Below are 18,407 nucleotides of genomic sequence, written 5' to 3' on the forward strand. Positions count from 1 at the left end.
ACAGGTTTATTTAACCAATTTATCGCGCAATCGTTGTAAACCTCAATCGATCTTATCAACTCAAGGGGACGTTTTAAGCATTATCAATCGGTCATTTAAGTTTCGAGGGTAATGGAAAATGCAAATTATTGGATTAAGGCTTTTAACGCTGAGCGTTTTGATATTGGCTGAATTGATGTTCATCCAAAGGGGAGCTATCGCTGCCGAGTCTAGTGTCAATCAAAGTCAACACCACGCAAAGCAGGCGCATTTTAGACACATAATGTTCCGTGAAACGCCCTTTTCAAAATATAAAGGTATCCATCCAATTGAAAACGAACTAGCTGCGCAGGTTGCTCATTATCTATTCACCTACGATAAGCTGGGTCGCGTCACCAGTATTGAGCACAAAATTGGCGATCAAATTATTGGCAATAACGGTAATTGGGACTCATTCATATGGTTTGCTCCTAAGGTCACTATCAGTTATTCGGCGAGTGGGGAAGTCCACCGGTACTTTGACGAAGATAATCGGCAAATTTCCGCGCATGGAAAAGTCTACGAAGCGAGATATCAATATGACGAAGACGGCAAGCGCAAGGCACTTCACTTCTTTGACGACCAAGGTAAAGCAACCGAGAGTGAGTGGGCAATCACTCGTTATCAATGGGCAGAAGATGAAAAGGGGCGAGTTATCGAGAAGCGTTTTAATCTAGCGGGTGAATTGCAGGGGGTTAGACCTTGGTTCAGGTTTTATGAAACTCGGATGACTTTTGATAAAGATGGTGTGCTGGAATTTATGTATAACTATGGACATGAGGGTAAGCCAGCCAACAATGATTCGGGCGCTGGGATTGATCGAATTGTTTATGATAGAGATGGTAACTTCGTGCGTTGGCAGGTTTACGACAAAGATCACCAGCCTGTTGAAGGTAATCGACCAGGCGTCCATATCGGTGAGCACCTTTACGATAATTTTGGCAATAAGGTGGGGATTCGTGGTTTCGATCGGTATGGAAAGCAAGTCGATTTTGCTTGGGGAAACTATGAATCAGTGAATACTTACGATTCGTTTGGCAATCTTGTGACGGCCCAAAGTCTTGATGGACAAGGACAACAACTCAATCGTGTAGAGACGGTTTTTTCTGACGATGGGACTTTACGTTTATTGGTTAAATTTGTTGATACCAAAGGTAATCCATTGGTTAACCAACATTGGAATGGTGCTGCTGGATTTAAATTTGAATATGCGAAAGGTAGCCGTCGGGCATCTAATCGCATTGCTCTAGATACAAATCTCGAACCTAAAGACGCATCCTAAGAAGATTTCAGGCTCTGATGTTTTTAAGTAAAAGGCGCAGGAAATGACAGGTCGATAGGTTAAGTCATTTTCTGAGCCGGGTTAATGGTTTAGAAAGCGCTTAGGAAGCTTGTTGCATGAAGCAAAAATATTTTTTAATCCCGCTTGCTTTGGGGATAATTTTAGGACCTGTTTATATTCTAGTAGTTGGTCATTTTAGTGGTGAAAAAATCGTTGAGCAGCGTATCTGGGGAGATAGTCGCTTCGCAGTCGGCAATCACTCGCTCGCTGCCTCGCGCAAGCAATCCCAGAGTTCTAGTATGCGAATATTTTTATCACCCGAGATGAATCCGATTCGATTTTCATTCCCTGCGCAATACATCAGTCGTGCGGTTATCAAGCGAGAAAAGTATTCTCGATTTTTGGCTGAGTTGACATTTGATAGCCAAGTTATCTGGCAAAAGACTTTATCAATTAATGAAAAACCGAGAAAAAAAGAGAGTTCATCGAGTTTCGGTCAAGCCCGGAATAATCGAGCCGCGGCTGGCGATACTACTTTTCATGTCGAGAAAGCGGGCGACTATCAACTCGCCATAACGCCGTCTAGCTTGCAGCAAGTCAACATAAGTGATTTAAGCGTGTCAGTTCGAAGAAATGTCACTCATCCTAATATGTTTATTTGGCTGCCAGGGGTTTTATTGGTGCTTGTGGGTGTTGCTGGCTTTTACTATTTCGGTAGAAAACAAAGTTAATCATGGAAATCAATCTAGAATTCACAAAGAGATAAATATGAATTCATTTAAATTTTTAGTATTCTCATTCGTTTTTTTATCATCACTCGTTACTAAAGCAACCGTTTTTTCTGGCGTTAATCGAATTGAGTTTAATGATCCTCAATATAACAAAGCATTTGTCGGTAACGGCTTTTTAATTGAGTTTGAAAATAAAACATATGCAGTAACGGTTAAGCATACGCTTCTCGAAGCCAAAACACCCAAGTTGACGCATATTGACTTTTCTCATCTTATATCAGCTTGGTACATTCATCCACTTAGAGAACCTCAACGGTTTGTGAAATTAGGACGCTTAATTAATCGAGATCCTAAAGAACCCATAGATATGAAAATTCTTCAGAAGGACTGGTTAGTTTTTGAAGTTGAAGAAAATAATTCTGACTTAAGTATACTTAAATTAAGAACTTCACAGATACAGCCGGGAGAAACTTTAACTGCCTATGGTTGCTCTTATGCGAAACAGCGAGAATGTTATCTAGATGATTATCAATTTAATTTTATAGAAAATGATCAGCACAATCTCCGGCTTACTATGGGGGATCGAAAAATGGGAGCACTGAGGGGATTGAGTGGTAGTCCAGTTCTTGATAAAGATAACCAGGTCGTTGGAATCGTATCCAATATTCTCAAGAAAAAATCAGCAGAAGGATTCGATTTCGCACCCGCAAATTTGAACTATTTACTGAGTGTCTTGAAAGCAAACTCAAAAGCGATCAAACAAGGTCCAAAATAGTGCGTTATTGCACTATTTTGATTAGTTGGTTTCGAGTGGGCGTTAATTGGTGAATTTAACCAGCTGTTTTTCAATCACTTTATCATCATTGCATAACTGGCATACTTTTTTCATCATTAGTATCAACCTTTTTGTCGGAGATATGAGATGAAAAAGTTTTATTCGGTTATTGCCAGCTTTTATCAAAAATATCTATTTATGATGAACATTAGCTTTACCCAACATTTCGACTGTCAATCAATCAGTAATTAATTGATGAATTTTATGGTTGTTATAGTTAGATACGAGATGCTTGTTATTCTCGTATTTTTATCGAATGAGCCAGTAAGCGGTGTTTGCCCATAGTGAGTTTTTCCATTGGGAGTTGGCCCACATCAAATTAGCTGGTGAGCCATATATCTTTGGCCCATTGCCAAATATCTTCCCATTGCTCATCATCAATTATTTCACCACTTTGCCATAGCATGACCTCGCCTTCTGGGTTAATACAATAACACCCGGTTCCAATTGAACACACGGCAATTAAATCACGTGGCATTCCATCGGCCCAAGCCTGTGCGGTCACTTCTGGAAGATGTGTGTGTGCTTGTGGATCAGTGACTGTAACTGGCTCTAAAGAACCGATGACCAAGTTGGATACACTTGTAAGAAATTGCTTAAAATCACTCGGAATTGGTAGCAGAATTTCTTCTTCTATTTCAACTAAGTCATCTTCATCGGGCAAGTCAATTTGAAATGCTTGAGGAATTGCAGCAGATTGTAAAACTTCGATAAGCTCTTCCACAGTATTTTTCCTTGGTTCAATTAAGCATAAGAAGCGGATTTATTTTAAACGGGTAGAGATAATAGCACAAAGCCCGATCATTAATGCGGAGCCGATAATACAGGCAATAAAGCCAAACCATTGATAGACTAAGCCGGATAATAAAGTACCGATGAGTCGACCAGCAGCGTTTGACATGTAGTAAAAGCCAACGTCAAGCGTCACTGCATCTTTAGTTGAGTAGGCTAGTATGAGATAGGAATGGATGGCTGAATTTATTGCAAAAATAATGGCAAAACTTAGCAGACCGCCGATAACAATAACCATCGGGCTAATTGAGTAATAATGTGCGAAAATCATCAAAACTGGTGCAATGAAAAGTACACTGGCTGCCAGCGTTGCGGTGCGTCCGGATGGCGCATGATCGGGTCGCTTGAATCCAAAAATTCTTGGGGTCGAAGATTGGATAAACCCATACAAGATAATCCATGCTGCCATCAGTGTACCAACTTGGGTGTGTTGCCAACCTAGCGTTGATTGGAGAAAGACTGGTAGTGCAACAACAAACCAAATATCGCGCGCACCAAACAGGAAAAATCGAGCAGCAGATAAAAGATTGATTTGGCGACTTTTAGAAAATAATTGTTTGAATTTTACGGTGTATTTTTTGGCTTGTAAGTCAGCGGGAAGAAGCACGAAGCAGACAACGGTGATGATCAACAAACCGATCGCCAAAACGTAGAGCGCGTCTTGATAGCCAACGAGAGCCAGCAACAACCCACCTAAGAAAAAACCAATTCCTTTGAGCGTATTTTTTGAGCCCGTTAAAATCGATACCCATTTGAACAACTGCCCCCGGGATTCTTTAGGCACAAGTAGTTTAAGACTACTCTTTGCGCTCATTTTATTGAGATCTTTTGCAATACCGCTTATAGCCTGTACTGCCATAACAAAAGGCACAGAAAGTAGATTCTCCATGCTAAGTAAATAGAGTGCTAGAATTTGCAAGGCTAGCCCGGAGAAAAGTGTTTTATTGAGTCCGAACCTCGCTGCTAGCCAGCCGCCAAACAAGTTAGTAACTACACCGAAGAATTCATAAAATAAAAACAGGAAAGCAATATCGATCGCACTGTAGCCCAACTGATGGAAATACAGAACCACCAGCATCCTTAGTGCGCCGTCGGTTAGGGTAAACCCCCAGTAAGCGCCTGTCACGGTTGCGTAACTTTTTAAAGAAGTCATGTGTGATGCAGACAATTAATTAAAAGTTTTTAGCAATCATTAACGCAATATCTTTCATTCGTTCCGCATAGTTGATTTCATTGTCATACCAAACGATTAGCTTAACCATGTCGCCGTCGGTTACTTGGGTAGATAATGCGTCAACTATTCCCGATCGTTTATCGTCTTTGTAATCGATCGATACTAAGGGGCGAGTTTCATAGCCTAGGATACCCTTTAACTCCCCATTGGCGGCAATTTCAAAGGCATCATTGATCGTTTCAATATCGACTGCGCGGCTGGTTTTAACCACTAAGTCAACAATTGAAGCATTGACAACCGGTACCCTTACTGCCAATCCATTGAGTTTTCCTTCAAGTTCGGGGAAAATTTTCATGATTGCGGTGGTTGAACCAGAAGTCGTTGGAATCAAGGAGTCATAACAAGAGCGCGCGCGTCGCAAGTCTTTGTGGGCGCTATCGATGATGCGTTGCGTATTTGTCACATCATGGATAGTTGTCATGGCGCCTTTCTCGATGCCAAAATTATCCAGTAAGACTTTAATTACAGGCGCCAAACAATTAGTCGTGCAGGAGGCGGCTGTTACCAAGTGATTTTCTTTCGGATTATACAGATGATGGTTAACACCATAGGCAATATTCAATGTGTCGCTATCTTTTACAGGACAAGCAACTAAGACTTTTTTAACACCTTGTTCAAACACCGGCTCAAATAGTGCCGTTTTACGATAGCACCCGCTTGCTTCGATAAGTAAGTCTACCCCGCCCCAGTTCGTTTTCGCCATGTCGCTGTATTGCGTATGTTTGATGGGAGTGCCTTCGATAAGAATGGTGTTATCTTTGACCGCAATCTTATTGTGTTTGAATTTTCCGTGAACCGAATCGAATTCTAATAGGTGGGCACTACACTCGGCGTCTCCGCTTGGTTCATTAATATGGACAATATCAAACTCTGGATTATCCCATATGGCTCTCAAGAAAAGGCGGCCCATTCTTCCGAAACCATTGATTGCGACGGTTAAAGGCATAGTATTTCTCCTGTTGAAATAAAATAGAATCGATTACAGCTAGCAACAAGCGCGAACGCGTTCGGGCCTGTCACCCATCTTTTGTAACTTGGTTAGGTTGTTCGCCAAGAACGACTGGCTGCTATCCGCTGTCTCTTTAATCACTTGTTTAGCCCACTTGGGGAGGTTTGGATTGATTCGGTAAAAAACCCATTGTCCCTGGCGTCGGTCAACTAAAAGTCCATTTTTTTTTAGCTGTGCCAGATGTCGAGATATTTTGGGCTGAATTTCACCGAGTGCGTGGGTTAACTCGCACACACAAAGTTCAGCTTCGGTCTCAATTAATAAAAGACTGCGAAGCCTCGTATCATCAGCTAACGACTTATAGAATACGACTGGATTCATTAGAGCATCCAAGGCTGGTTGACTGATTAGGTTTAATGATTATATGCGAAATATTACATATACGAAACATCATATATACGAAATTGCATATATATAAAATTGCGTATATGGTAAGGACGATTCGTTTTAATGTAAATAAGTTTAGCCCGTCAACGATAACAAATTGGTGACAGGCGAATGAAAAAATTGACTACTCGGGCTGTTTTTCTATTTCAGTCTGCTTATTGGATTGGCTGTCCTCGTTGCCTTGTTCTTGGTCATTTTGCACCTCGTTTAGGCCATACCAAGTTTTTAACAGGTCAACCATTTGCTCGAGTCCTATTTTGTGAGTTGCAGAAAAAATTTGACTGGTAATTTCAGTGGATATTCGAGCTAAATGCTTGTTCACTGAGCTTAGCGCTGTTTTACGCGCCCCAGACTTTAATTTATCGGCTTTATTGAGAACAACATGAACGGGGATATCAGCGGACACAGCCCATGTGATCATCTGTTTATCGGTTTCTTTTAAAGGGTGTCGAATATCCATTATGACCACTAATCCTTGCAAACAGAGTCGTTCTTGCAGGTATTTGCTCAAGGTATGCTGCCACTGTTCTTTCACATCCTTAGAGACTCGGGCAAAACCATACCCAGGCAAATCGGTTAGGCGACTATGGTCATCTAAGCGGAAAAGATTAATCAATTGAGTTCGGCCCGGCGTTTTACTGGTTTTGGCCAGATTTTTTTGATCAGTAATTGCATTTAGCGCGGTCGACTTGCCAGCGTTGGAGCGACCGGCAAAGGCTACCTCAATCCCCTCGTCTGGTGGGAGCTGGGATAATTTGGCCGCACCCATTAAGTAGCGTGCGTTTCTAAACGGATTGTTCTGCTGATTAGTCATGAGCTGTGGCTTTTTTAATTGGCTTTGCCTATAATTCACGTCATTCTGACGCGGAAGCCCTTAAGTATATGTTTTGCGCCTGACAACTCGCAAGGCCTAGATTTAAGAAAGAGTTAATAAAATACAGTTGGCTGTCGCCGTTATTTCATAAAATCTCAATACGAGTGAAGGTATTACAATGAAAAGAACCATCGGTTTATTGCTATCACTTATGTTCGCTGCAACGGTATCAGCGGGTGATGCGACAAAGGGGAAAGAGAAGTCAGTTCAATGTGTTGCTTGTCACGCAGTTGACGGTAATAGTCCACTAGCAATGAATCCTAAACTAGCGGGTCAAAGTGCAAAGTACTTAGTGAAGCAGCTTCAAGAGTTCAAATCCGGTGTTCGTGAAAATGCGATTATGGCGCCTATGGCGGCGGCATTGAGTGACCAAGATATGGCCGACATCGCGGCGTTTTATGCGTCTCAAAAGATTCAATTTGCCGCAGTACCAGACGAGTATATCGAGTTAGGCCAGCGTTTATACCGAGCTGGTGATGCTGACAGAGACATACCAGCATGTATGGCCTGTCATGGCCCATCAGGAAAAGGCATGGCGGCTGCCGGTTTCCCGGCCCTTGGTGGACAACACCCCGAATATACCAAAGCGCAATTAATGGCTTTTAGAAGCGGTGAGCGAAACAATGACGAAAATAATGTAATGCGTGACATTGTGGCGAAAATGAGTGATGAGCAAATCGAAGCGTTGTCCTACTATATGGTTGGATTACACTAAACGCTTCACAGACGAGTTCATAAATTCTATAAAAAGCGACTTTTTAGTCGCTTTTTTGTTTTTTGTTCACTTTATTCATCCATGCTTACGCGTATAATCGAGCAAAAAACGGCTTGTAATATTTTTAGGGTAGTATCAATGGCTAAGCTTAAACTAACTGAGTTTGTGCTGCTTTTAGCGATTTTTAGTTGGGGGCTGTTGCCTTCCAAATCGTATGGGCAAGAGTCCAGCGCCACCTTTGTTGAAGGAATTGATTATTTCGCGGTGCAGTCGAGTCAGGCTGATGTCGAGGTTGATTTGACGGCGTTAGAAGCGGTTGCAGATATCGAAGTATTTTATTGGTATGGTTGTTATGCTTGCTGGCAAGTTGAGCGAAAGCTCTCCGATTACTTGGCCACGCGAACTCAACTGCGAGTTGTACGAACACCCTTGGTAGCGCATACCCATTGGCGAGAGCAAGCTTATCTGCAGCCACTAATGGAGCAACTCGCCGATACCGTTGAGTTGCCGACGACATTGGATATTTACCAAGCTTGTCTTGAGGATTGCAGTGTTTTTAACTCTTATGAGTCGGGCAGAGATTGGTTGTTTGCTCAAGCTAATGTGACAGAGCAGCCGTTAATTGACGAAGCCGCAATCTGGGCGGCTGAAAAAAGTTACCGAAATCGTGCAGAATCTTTTTCGATTTCCCAAGTTCCGACTATTATTATTAATGAAGCCTTTGTTGTCACTGCCAATTCGGCGAAAAGTGCCGACAGAATGTTACAAATCATTGATTATTTATTGACCAGGTGATGTTTGTTCTATGTTCAGTCACTACAGCGAGAAACAAGAGATGCATAACCATAAAGAATCTCCGAAAAATCGCTTAAGACTGCTTAGTTACAATGTTCAAGTCGGAATCGGCAGTCACAGTTATCGCGATTACGTCACCCAAAGCTGGCGTCACATTCTTCCAGATTCAAGTCGTCAATCGAACTTAATGGAAGTGGCGCATTGGTTGTCTGGCTACGATATCGTTGCCTTACAAGAAGTTGATGCAGGTAGTATACGCACTCAATTTGTAAATCAAGTAGCCTTTCTCGCCCAAAAAGGCGGCTTTCCTCATTGGCATCATCAACAAAATCGGTTTATTGGTAAGTTCGCAGCCCACTCCAATGGTCTTTTGGCTAAACATCCAGTCACTCATATTGTGCACCATCAACTACCAGGAAGAATCAAAGGTCGGGGAGCTTTGCAAGCAACGTTTGGACAAGGTGACCATCAGTTAATGGTCCTCTCGGTTCATCTCGCTTTAAGTCCGCAGGCGCGAAAAAAGCAGTTGCGCTATATTAGCGAGCTGTTAATTGATCACCCTTATTTCATCATCATGGGGGATATGAACTGCTCACAATCAACTGCAGCTGAAGAGTTTGCCAAGCATGGCCTGGATGTGAAAGTCGGCAATAGCCTACACCCAACGTTTCCTCGCTGGAAACCTAAACATCATTTTGATCAAATTTGGGTCAGTGATAAGCTCAATATTGTGAAATGCCAAGTGATGGATTTAGGGGTCTCGGATCACCTGCCTATCGCGATTGAGATTGAAATTCCCGAGGATCTTCATGGCATAAAATCGATACCGCCTCGATTCATCAATTAATATAACGTGTAAAAACAGCGCTTGAAATATTTTGCTTTGCCGATTATTTTAAACGCTATAATTAAGAAAATGCGTAGTTAAATTAAGTCATTTGCTTTTCATCAATTGCCATTGCCGTAAGATACTGAATGAAAAGCCAATCTGTATAGGTAACTCTGAATTTTATGGCCGACCCCAATGTACAAGAAATCGAGAATATGCAAGCGGAGCTTAAACGCTGTATTTCTCGTGTTAGTTTTGTGGGGATGGGGCTATCCGATGAATTAGATTCAGCGCTTTCAGCGCTGAGGGTCGCGATTAAAAAAGATGAGGACACTGAGGTAATCAAAAGCCAAATTGACACCATCAGTAATGTGTTGGTTTCCATGGAGGATAAGCAAGAAGCTTCAAAAGTTGAAGTTGCCGGTATTACACAAGATATTAATGCGCTGATAGAAAATCGAAAATTACCGTTACCACTGAAGTCGGCTTTGCGAAAAAACGACCAGCCAAGTAGTGCTGATCAGGCGATAACTATTGCTCGCTCAATGATTGAAGTCATTTTTGATTATCTTGAGAAGCAGAGCGAGCGTAGCCAAAAAGATCAGGGTAATCAGGCTGAAGAAAATGCATCGTCAGAAGATAAACCGGGGCTATTGTCTCGTTTGTTTGGTCGTAAAAAAGAATCATCGGAGGTTACTGAGCCGCCAGTAGAGAAGTTAACATCTGCTCAGAATTTTCAGTTACCAGATGAACTTCGCGAGTCGCTGCAACTGTTAGTCGATCAGCTTTCAGCTTTGGAAATTTATACCGAAGTTGCTTCCAAACTTACTGACCAAATCGGCGCGTTGTACTCCGTAGAACAACTGATAGAAATGCTTGAGCTTATTACTAATGCGTTTGTTGAAATTTCGACACGAGAGCATCAACAGCTCGAAAATTTTCTTAAATCGTTGAATAAGCGACTCGATCGCATGAGTGGCTTTGTCAGTCGCACCATTGAATTTGGTAAACAAGTTTCCAGTGAAACTAAAGCATTAGACGAAAAACTTCAGGGAAATGTGTCAGAAATTAAGCAAAGCGTTGAGGCGTCTAATTCGCTAGGTAATGCAAAAGACGTATTAATCCAGAAAATTGATCAAATTGTCGAAACTGTAGGTCATTTCAGAGCAAACCAAGAGGCGAATCAAGAAAAGCTCACTAAAGATATCGAAACGCTTCAAGAACAATTAATCGCAACGCAAGACGAATCAACTCGTTTACGAGATGAGCTAGCTGAGCAAAAAGCGAGAGCACAAACTGACCCACTAACAAATTTACCGAACCGATATTATTATAATGAGCGGTTGACGCAAGAGTACAATCGTTGGCGGCGATATCGCGGGGCACTCACCATGGTCATTGGTGATATTGATTATTTTAAAAAGATCAATGATGAATTTGGTCATGATGCTGGCGATCAAGTTTTAAAATCGGTTGCCCAGTATTTCATGTCAACACTGAGAGAATCAGATTTTGTCGCAAGATTTGGTGGCGAAGAGTTTATTATTTTACTTCCGGAAACCTCCCTGGTTGATGCGACTAAAGCGATGAATAAGATTCGTTTAGGGATAAAAGGTCTTGCGATTGAATATCGGGGAGATAAGATTCCTGTCGCTATGTCATTCGGTATCGCCGAATTTGAAAATCATGATACCGCTAAATCAGTATTTGACCGAGCAGACACAGCGCTGTATCGTGCGAAAGAAAAAGGACGAGATCAAGTTTGTTGTCAACGAGCCAAGACAAACAATTAATAGCACTTCCTCAAGATTCACATGACCAACAGTTATGGATCGAAATTAATCGCCTCGAGTCAAGACTTCGTCAAATTGCTCGCCAACCGATCACCGAGAACATTCAGTCAAGCGATGAATTAAAAGCGCTAGCTTTCGAATTCGTGTATCAACAGTGGTTTGATGGTATTCACGGTGGTTTCTATCATTTGATACATGAAGTCTGTCAGTTTAGCTGTTATCAAAATGCATTGATAGCGAGAGCTTTACTCAATGTCGATCGAGTTGTGTTAGATGGTCAACTTCGATTTGTCGGACTTAATATCCTTAACAACTTAGTTATTCATCATTTTGATCCGAGTCGAGGACTATTTTTTGGTGATAGCATCTGTGGACTAAAAGATTCTCCCATATGCTATGCGGAAGAAGAAATTATAAAGATACTTGACGCAAATGAAATTAGGCTTTTTGGTGAGCTAACGGGAAATTTTTCTACTTTAATTGACGAAGAACGCTATTATATTTCTCGCTTTACACAACCACTTAAAGTTGCAGCCAGTCGTGCGCAAATTGAGTATAAGCATGCGCAAATTCTAGAGTCAGTAATACGTAATAAACTCAACAACTATTCAATTACGCAACAGAAATTTTCTGAGTTACCAGTGAGTTTAATTGAACAAGCAGAGATATTGGTTGTTCTCACGCAAGCAATTATTTTTAGCGATCTTGCACAGTTTCAAGAAACAGTCGATAAGTTAACTCATTATATTCAAGCGAAGGTTAAAACAAATAATGAGATAGAAACTAAAATTGCTTCGCTTTATTCACTGACTTACACCAACCAAATAAAGATAGACTATGCGCTTCTAAATAAAATCGCGAACGATCTAATGATCCTATTGGACAGCGTTGAATTACAAAATAATATTCTCACCTTGAGCGAGCAATCAAAATATTACCTGCGCTGCTTGCGAGTAATATTCGCTACAATTTTTAATAAAAAAGACGATTACCAATTGCTTGTTGAAAAGCTTATCGAGCTGCAATTACCGCTCCATTCTTATCGATTAATGGAGCCTAAAATTATTATCATTGATGACAACCTTGCAGGTCACAGTACAAAACAATCGATATCCTCGCGTTATGACTCAAGATTGATGGTTTTTCATATTTAGTATTCTCAAGTAGGGACTCTCTAATCACCGAAACGTTTTAATTCGCTGAAAAACTAGTACTAAAGTTGAGTTGCTTAATGATGATAAATTATCCAGTATGATTGAGATTCTCTCGAATCATTAGCGTTTAATTTTGAGAAGCTATTTCATGTCATTCTTTATTGATAACCACATAACCATCAGTCGCCTCATATCATGGCATGCAAGTTGGAGAGAGGCGGAACCGGCGATTATTTTTAATCATAAACAGACCTCATGGTTGGAGTTACATTTACGTACCAATCAGTTGGCTAATGTCTTATTGGATAAGGGGCTCAATAAAGGACAGCGCGTTGTTATATTAATGGAAAATTCGGCGTCGATGTTGATTGCAATGTTTGCTACCCTCAAAGCCGGTTTGAGCGTGGTACCAATTAATCTGAATATTTCCGACGAAACCTTGTTTGCCCAAGTCAATGACGCTAAAGCATCGGCAATTATCGCTTCGGAACAACAGGCACAACGGATAAACTCACAGCTCAATGCTTTTTCAACGTTACAAACTTTCTTAAAATTTAGCTCATCTGATGAACAAGATAATTGGCAATCCCTAAATAGTCTTCTGGTTAATGCGAGTATGGAGTCACCAAGTGTAACTATTAATAGGGATGACGAATGTATTGTTATATATAGTTCAGGGACTACCGGTATTCCAAAAGGAATTGTTCATAATCATGGAGCAAGACTGGATTGGGCGTATGATTTGTCTATTGCACTCAAATTTCATTCGGGTGCTACTACCATTTGTTCGCTTGGGCTTTATTCAAACATTAGCTGGGTTTCCATGCTCACGAGTTTGTTAACTGGCGGAAAGTTGATTATTCAAGAAAAGTTTTCTGCCGAGGAGTTCATTCAATTAGTTGACCGATACCAAGTAACGCACTGCGCTGGTGTACCGATTCAATATCAGCGTGTTTTTGATAATAAGCATTTTTCGCCGAAAAAGGTACGCTCTTTAACAATGCTAATGTGCTGCGGATCAGCGATGAGTGATAGTCTCAAGCGGCTAATTGGTGAGCACTTGGAGTGCGATCTGATTGAGCTTTATGGTCTAACAGAGGGGGTCATCACGACCTTGGCGCCGGAATATCGCAAGAGAAAGCCAAACTCGGTCGGTAAGCCATTACCGGGTCTCGAATTAGCAATCTTAAGCGATGAAGACAAGATGCTCGATAATCATGAACCCGGAGAAATTATTTCTCGTGGACGAACGATGATGGTTGGTTACCTTAATCGTGCCGACGCTGATAAAAGCGCAAGTTGGCAGGATATTCAAGGTAAGGTGTGGTTTAGGACAGGTGATATTGGAAAGATAGACAAAGATGGTTTTTTATATTTAGTTGATCGAAAGAAAGACATGATCATCTCCGGTGGACAAAACATTTATCCACAAGATCTCGAGAAAATTCTTTTACAACATAATGCGATCGATGAAGCGGCTGTAATCGGGGTAACCAGTGAAAAATGGGGAGAAACACCTTTGGCTTTAGTGGTGAGCAAAGTCAGTTTAGACCTCAGTCTTTTGTGTGATTGGGCGAACAAACAATTGGGTAGACAACAGAAAATCGCTAAAGTTGAGCAGGTAACTAGCCTTCCTCGTAATCCAAATGGCAAACTAGAGAAGAAAAAAATACGAGATTCTTATGCGCATTATCAACTTTAGTAAAAGCAAGATTCAATGCCTTTTCGAGTCAAAGCTATGTTAAGTCAAAGTTATATCGAGTCAAAAAAAACAGCTGAGAAACCGTCATGAATCATTCTGTCTATATTCGGAATAGTTACCACACCCCCTTCAAGATGCTTCCAGAAGAAACGCTGTATAGTTTGTATGCTAAAGCCTTGATTGAAGTCATTGAAACTAGTGAGTTTAGTATCGATGATGTTGATGCCGTTTTCGTTGCAAACTATAGTGGTGGGAGTTTTAATCAGCAGGAACATATAGCGCCTTATGCTGTGAACATAGGCCCTCGATTACGCGGTAAGCCGATGTATCGAGTTGAAGCGGCTTGTGCGTCCGGTGCAAGCGCAGTCGACTTAGCCAATATGGCCATTTATTCTGGAAAGATCGACACTGCGGTTGTGATTGGAATCGAGAAAATGACCCAGCTAGACACGTCAGGCGTCACTTCAGCTCTAGCAAAAGCTTCTTATTTTCCGAGTGAGGGAGGCATGGGTTTTTCTTTCCCCGCCTTGTTCTCAGAATATGCGAAAGGGTGGCTAAAACACTATCAGTTTTCAAACGAACAGCTTCAATATTGGTTAGCATTAATCAGCAGCAAAGCTTATTCTCTTGGCGCGCAGAATCCACTCGCCCAACTTCGTACTGAAAGGACTGTTGAAGAGTTACTTGCTTTACCGGATAACAAAAATCCTGAAATTGCCTCGCCATTGAGACTCCATGATTGCTCACCCATTAGTGATGGTGCTGCGGCAATCATCCTTAGCCGTCACCAACCTATTGAAAAAAGGGTTAGGTTAGCCGATATTGAGACTTGTTGTGATTATTTAAATATTATTGAAAGCAAAAAGCCTAATCACCAGCTAGAGGTCGCTACTCAGGCAATAGACACTATTTTGTCGAGAAACAAACTCTCTATCAACAACATCCAATTTGCTGAAATTCATGATTGTTTCACCATTTCTGAATTATTGATGTACAGCGCGCTGGGAATTGCTAAACCCGGCAGAGAATTCCAAGCCCTAGAAAGTGGTGATGTATTGCCCGGTGGAAAGTGTGTCGTGAATCCGTCAGGCGGGCTAAAATCAAAAGGACACCCCGTGGGGGCGACAGGCGTTTCGATGCATGTACTGGCTTATCGCCAACTGATCAACGAAGCCAGCGGCTATCAAGTCGAAAATGCGGAAAACGCAATAATTGTCAATTTGGGCGGTAGTGCAGCGACCAATGTCGTATCATTAATATCGCGAGAAGAATAATTATTTCAGACACTTAGCGTAAACAAACAATGAATAAGTAAAACATTAGTACTAAGGTCCTATAGCGAATCAATGACAATTTGCGGTAAATAGGATTAAATAGTGATTAAACCCTAGCTGTTGGGCTAAGAGATATTATGCAAACAAAAGTTATTGTCGCTGATGATCATCCCCTTTTTAGAGAAGCGATGAAACAGGTCCTTCCACAATTGATTGAGGATTGTCAGGTCATCGAGGCGGAAAGTTTTTATCAATTAGAACAATGCCTTGCCGATAACCCCGATACTGACTTAGTTTTGATGGATTTACACATGCCTGGAAACAAAGGGTTTGTTGGACTTAATTTGATTAAATCTGAGTATCCAGCTGTCGCGGTGGTAATGGTTTCTGCAACCGAAACGGCACAGATTGTTCATCGAGCTTTTACATTTGGGGCTTCCGGGTACATTCCCAAATCATCGCCTTTTGATGTCATAAAGACCGCTATCAGTAGCGTGATGTTGGGCGAAACCTGGATGCCTGAGGCGCTCGCAAGGGAAGTACAGATTGCCCAATCAGAACAAGATGATTTTGCTGAAAAAATCACTTCATTGACGCCGCAACAATTTAAAGTACTTACGATGATTGCGGATGGTCAGTTAAACAAACAAATCGCTTATGATCTCAATATTCAAGAAACCACCGTCAAACATCATGTTTCCTCGATCTTGAGAAAGTTGAATGTCATCAATCGAACCCAAGCTGGGGTGCTATTTAATCAACTTGAAGTTGAAGATAGTGCTCAGCAGATTGCTGAAGGCTGAGTACTTGAACACCACGCACTGATTATCTTTAGAAACGCTACCCAAGGGCTTTAAGTAGCAATTTTTGATAGACTTTTTCTTTGCTGTTTTGCGGGTTGTCTAGGTTCATTCGTTTTAAATGTGATTGGTATTTAGATTTTTTTCCTGTTGAGAAAATGGCAGACAGCAAAAATTGATAGAACTTTATTTTATTCGATTGCAGCGCTTTCAGCTTTTTAAGACCTTTACCAATTTCTAGTTCTTCCTGAGTAAAATCATGACCTAATGGAAAAGGCTTAAACAGCCCTTGCGATTTAAAGGCTTTTAGAACTGGTAGATACCGTTGGGGATAGTTGTTTGTAAAACGTTTATCAAGTTGAAAGTTGTTAGGCAACTTATTGGCTTTTTTAGCTTGCGAAATAAGCATTGCTTGAAATCGAGAGTCCGCGATTTGGATCAAGGCTGACGCTACTTCCTCATCCGTTTTGCTGCGTAAATCAGCGATCCCATACTCTGTTATAACAATGTCGCGCAAGTGACGAGGAATGGTACAGTTAGCATAATTGAATACGATATTTGATTCTAATTTACCCTCGGCATTAGTGCGAAAACTGCGTAATTGTAATACTGAACGGGCGTCAGGAAGTTCATGCGCCATGGCGACAAAATTATATTGTCCACCAACGCCACTAATTTGATTGTAGTCTTCGAGTGCGTCAGAGCAAGCTTGCCCATTGAGTGAGACTTTCATGCAAGTATTGATAAAACGCCCATTAACTCGTTGTAGTCTATCAATTTCTTCGTGACCGTAGAGTTGATTAATTTGGGATATCTTTCTCATGCGGAATAGTTTGCGTTCTTCTACAGGTAAGTCTTTCAAAAAGTCGTAAAAAGACCGTGGTCCTAAGAAAAAACCGCCATGAGCAACCGCGCCATTTCTCAATCGTTCGCCAATCACTAAATTGCGATCAAGTTCATGAATATCATTACTCAGAATTTGATTATCTTGAGTAATGAGACGACCTTCTTGAAAGTTAATGCCTGAGCGAATGATGCCGTATTCTTTTAAAAATTCGACGTCTTCGATAGATAGTTTCTGTGAAATGGCTTTATGCTGTTGAAGTACATCGAAAATTGACTCATCAAATTCTTCGGATATTTCTCCCTCGTTGAGAAGTCGTTGCAGGATAACTGAGTCGTAAACTTTTTTCTTAAGAATACCTTTTTGATACAAAGAGGCAAAGCTATCGACTAGCATTTCAGTCGACGCGAAAAGGCCAATATTAAATTCCTCGGTTTCACCACATTGCTCAATAACAGGAAATGAAAGTCGATCGATTTCAAGTTCTTTTAATACCTTTCGATAAAGGTCATTATTTTCCTGTCTTAATCCTAGCCCATATACGAGCGCATCGCCCAATGACCCGATACCAATTTGGATTTCTCCATTGTCCTTAATGAGCGAAGAAGCATGCAGTCCGATCATATAATCAACGTCGGGTATTGCCATTTTCGGTGGTGCGAAAACTGCGTAATCGAGTTCTCTGTTATCGACGAGTATGTCAAAGAAATTGAGTGGCACGATACTCTCGCCGTACATAAAGGGCAAGTCTTGATTAGTTTGTCCGATGGTGACAAATTCTCTACCGTTTGCCTTTAACAAATTAACAAGATCGATAGATATATCTGGATTGCAACTTAAGCTTAAAACTGCTTCATCATCGATACTACCGTGACAAACTTGCTGACAAATAACATTGACACCCCGGTTAAACACATCTCTTGCAACATGGGTATAGTTAGATGAGAGGTAATTTTGTTGGCCATAAGCATTATCTTTAAATTGTCCGGCTTTGTAGTAAAACTCAATTATCTTGACGTTATCCGGTAAACTTTGGTTTAAACGATCGTTTTCGAATGTCAAATTCGGATAATTTTTAAATACTCTTTGTAGAAATGGGCCCATAAACTGTTTTTCAATAAAGGACTTTGCCTTGGGAACTTGCAACGTAAGAGCGGTTAACAATGTAAAATTGATACTCGGGTCGTTTTTTGCTCTAAGGTATATCTCATTTAAAATATGATTAGCTTTACCCGCCCCCAAAGGGGCTGCCATGATAATATTTTTTCCTACTGTCTGGATCAGTTTGTCAACGGCCGCTTTGGGGGAATCAAATTTATTCATTATTATTCTCTGAGTC

General features: G+C 41.1%; 17 protein-coding genes. 11 read left to right on the forward strand and 6 right to left on the reverse strand.

Translation table 11 applies throughout. The features are described from left to right. The first annotated feature begins 118 nt into the window (after nt 1–118). From FLL45_RS12160 to FLL45_RS12170, 3 genes are all read left to right on the forward strand, one after another. Nucleotides 119–1,300, forward strand: a complete 1,182-nt coding sequence (locus FLL45_RS12160) for a hypothetical protein (RefSeq protein ID WP_142942329.1) — start codon at nt 119–121, stop codon at nt 1,298–1,300. Between the two features lie 116 nt (nt 1,301–1,416). Beyond that, on the forward strand, nt 1,417–2,031 hold the full coding sequence (locus FLL45_RS12165; RefSeq protein ID WP_142942330.1) for a hypothetical protein: 615 nt from the start codon (nt 1,417–1,419) through the stop codon (nt 2,029–2,031). 37 nt (nt 2,032–2,068) lie between these two features. Continuing rightward, nucleotides 2,069–2,806 carry a trypsin-like peptidase domain-containing protein gene (locus FLL45_RS12170; protein ID WP_185964435.1) on the forward strand — a complete coding sequence of 246 codons (738 nt, stop codon included), beginning with the start codon at nt 2,069–2,071 and terminating at the stop codon, nt 2,804–2,806. 379 nt (nt 2,807–3,185) lie between these two features. Here the strand turns inward: FLL45_RS12170 and FLL45_RS12175 are convergent, their stop codons facing one another. The 5 genes from FLL45_RS12175 to yihA all read right to left on the reverse strand — a co-directional run bounded on the left by FLL45_RS12175 (nt 3,186) and on the right by yihA (nt 7,102). After that, a complete protein-coding gene (locus FLL45_RS12175; RefSeq protein WP_142942332.1) occupies nt 3,186–3,590 on the reverse strand; it encodes an SMI1/KNR4 family protein in 405 nt (134 codons plus the stop codon). A gap of 39 nt (nt 3,591–3,629) precedes the next feature. Continuing rightward, entirely contained in the window at nt 3,630–4,811 is a 1,182-nt protein-coding gene (arsJ, locus tag FLL45_RS12180) for an organoarsenical effux MFS transporter ArsJ (protein ID WP_142942333.1), read from the reverse strand. A gap of 19 nt (nt 4,812–4,830) precedes the next feature. After that, nucleotides 4,831–5,838, reverse strand: coding sequence for an ArsJ-associated glyceraldehyde-3-phosphate dehydrogenase (locus FLL45_RS12185; RefSeq protein ID WP_142942334.1), 1,008 nt, complete (start codon nt 5,836–5,838; stop codon nt 4,831–4,833). 39 nt (nt 5,839–5,877) lie between these two features. Beyond that, nucleotides 5,878–6,222: a metalloregulator ArsR/SmtB family transcription factor gene (locus FLL45_RS12190; protein WP_142942335.1), complete on the reverse strand. Its 345-nt coding sequence runs from the start codon at nt 6,220–6,222 to the stop codon at nt 5,878–5,880. A 190-nt stretch (nt 6,223–6,412) separates the two neighbouring features. Further along, the gene (yihA, locus tag FLL45_RS12195) at nt 6,413–7,102 is read right to left on the reverse strand and encodes a ribosome biogenesis GTP-binding protein YihA/YsxC (protein WP_142942336.1); all 690 of its coding nucleotides are present in this window, start codon (nt 7,100–7,102) and stop codon (nt 6,413–6,415) included. A gap of 178 nt (nt 7,103–7,280) precedes the next feature. On the opposite strand from yihA, the gene FLL45_RS12200 reads away from it, so the two are divergent. The 8 genes from FLL45_RS12200 to FLL45_RS12235 all read left to right on the forward strand — a co-directional run bounded on the left by FLL45_RS12200 (nt 7,281) and on the right by FLL45_RS12235 (nt 16,227). Next, nucleotides 7,281–7,877, forward strand: coding sequence for a c-type cytochrome (locus FLL45_RS12200; protein ID WP_142942337.1), 597 nt, complete (start codon nt 7,281–7,283; stop codon nt 7,875–7,877). Between the two features lie 138 nt (nt 7,878–8,015). Further along, nucleotides 8,016–8,672 (forward strand): thioredoxin domain-containing protein, encoded by a 657-nt coding sequence (locus FLL45_RS12205; protein ID WP_142942338.1) that lies wholly within the window; start codon nt 8,016–8,018, stop codon nt 8,670–8,672. A 10-nt stretch (nt 8,673–8,682) separates the two neighbouring features. After that, nucleotides 8,683–9,519 carry an endonuclease/exonuclease/phosphatase family protein gene (locus tag FLL45_RS12210; RefSeq protein WP_142942339.1) on the forward strand — a complete coding sequence of 279 codons (837 nt, stop codon included), beginning with the start codon at nt 8,683–8,685 and terminating at the stop codon, nt 9,517–9,519. 164 nt (nt 9,520–9,683) lie between these two features. Then, the gene (locus FLL45_RS12215; RefSeq protein WP_142942340.1) at nt 9,684–11,294 is read left to right on the forward strand and encodes a GGDEF domain-containing protein; all 1,611 of its coding nucleotides are present in this window, start codon (nt 9,684–9,686) and stop codon (nt 11,292–11,294) included. Continuing rightward, the gene (locus tag FLL45_RS12220; protein ID WP_142942341.1) at nt 11,264–12,448 is read left to right on the forward strand and encodes a hypothetical protein; all 1,185 of its coding nucleotides are present in this window, start codon (nt 11,264–11,266) and stop codon (nt 12,446–12,448) included. Before FLL45_RS12215 ends, FLL45_RS12220 begins: the two co-directional genes overlap by 31 nt. 148 nt (nt 12,449–12,596) lie before the next feature. Next, nucleotides 12,597–14,150 (forward strand): class I adenylate-forming enzyme family protein, encoded by a 1,554-nt coding sequence (locus FLL45_RS12225; RefSeq protein WP_142942342.1) that lies wholly within the window; start codon nt 12,597–12,599, stop codon nt 14,148–14,150. Between the two features lie 86 nt (nt 14,151–14,236). After that, the gene (locus tag FLL45_RS12230; protein WP_142942343.1) at nt 14,237–15,424 is read left to right on the forward strand and encodes a thiolase C-terminal domain-containing protein; all 1,188 of its coding nucleotides are present in this window, start codon (nt 14,237–14,239) and stop codon (nt 15,422–15,424) included. Between the two features lie 137 nt (nt 15,425–15,561). Next, nucleotides 15,562–16,227, forward strand: a complete 666-nt coding sequence (locus FLL45_RS12235; protein WP_142942344.1) for a response regulator — start codon at nt 15,562–15,564, stop codon at nt 16,225–16,227. 37 nt (nt 16,228–16,264) lie between these two features. On the opposite strand, the gene FLL45_RS12240 is transcribed toward FLL45_RS12235, so the two are convergent. Next, nucleotides 16,265–18,391, reverse strand: coding sequence for an acetyl-CoA hydrolase/transferase C-terminal domain-containing protein (locus FLL45_RS12240; RefSeq protein ID WP_185964436.1), 2,127 nt, complete (start codon nt 18,389–18,391; stop codon nt 16,265–16,267). Nucleotides 18,392–18,407: the final 16 nt, after the last annotated feature.

It is taken from the genome of Aliikangiella marina, from assembly GCF_007004765.1.
Lineage (GTDB): Bacteria > Pseudomonadota > Gammaproteobacteria > Enterobacterales > Kangiellaceae > Aliikangiella > Aliikangiella marina.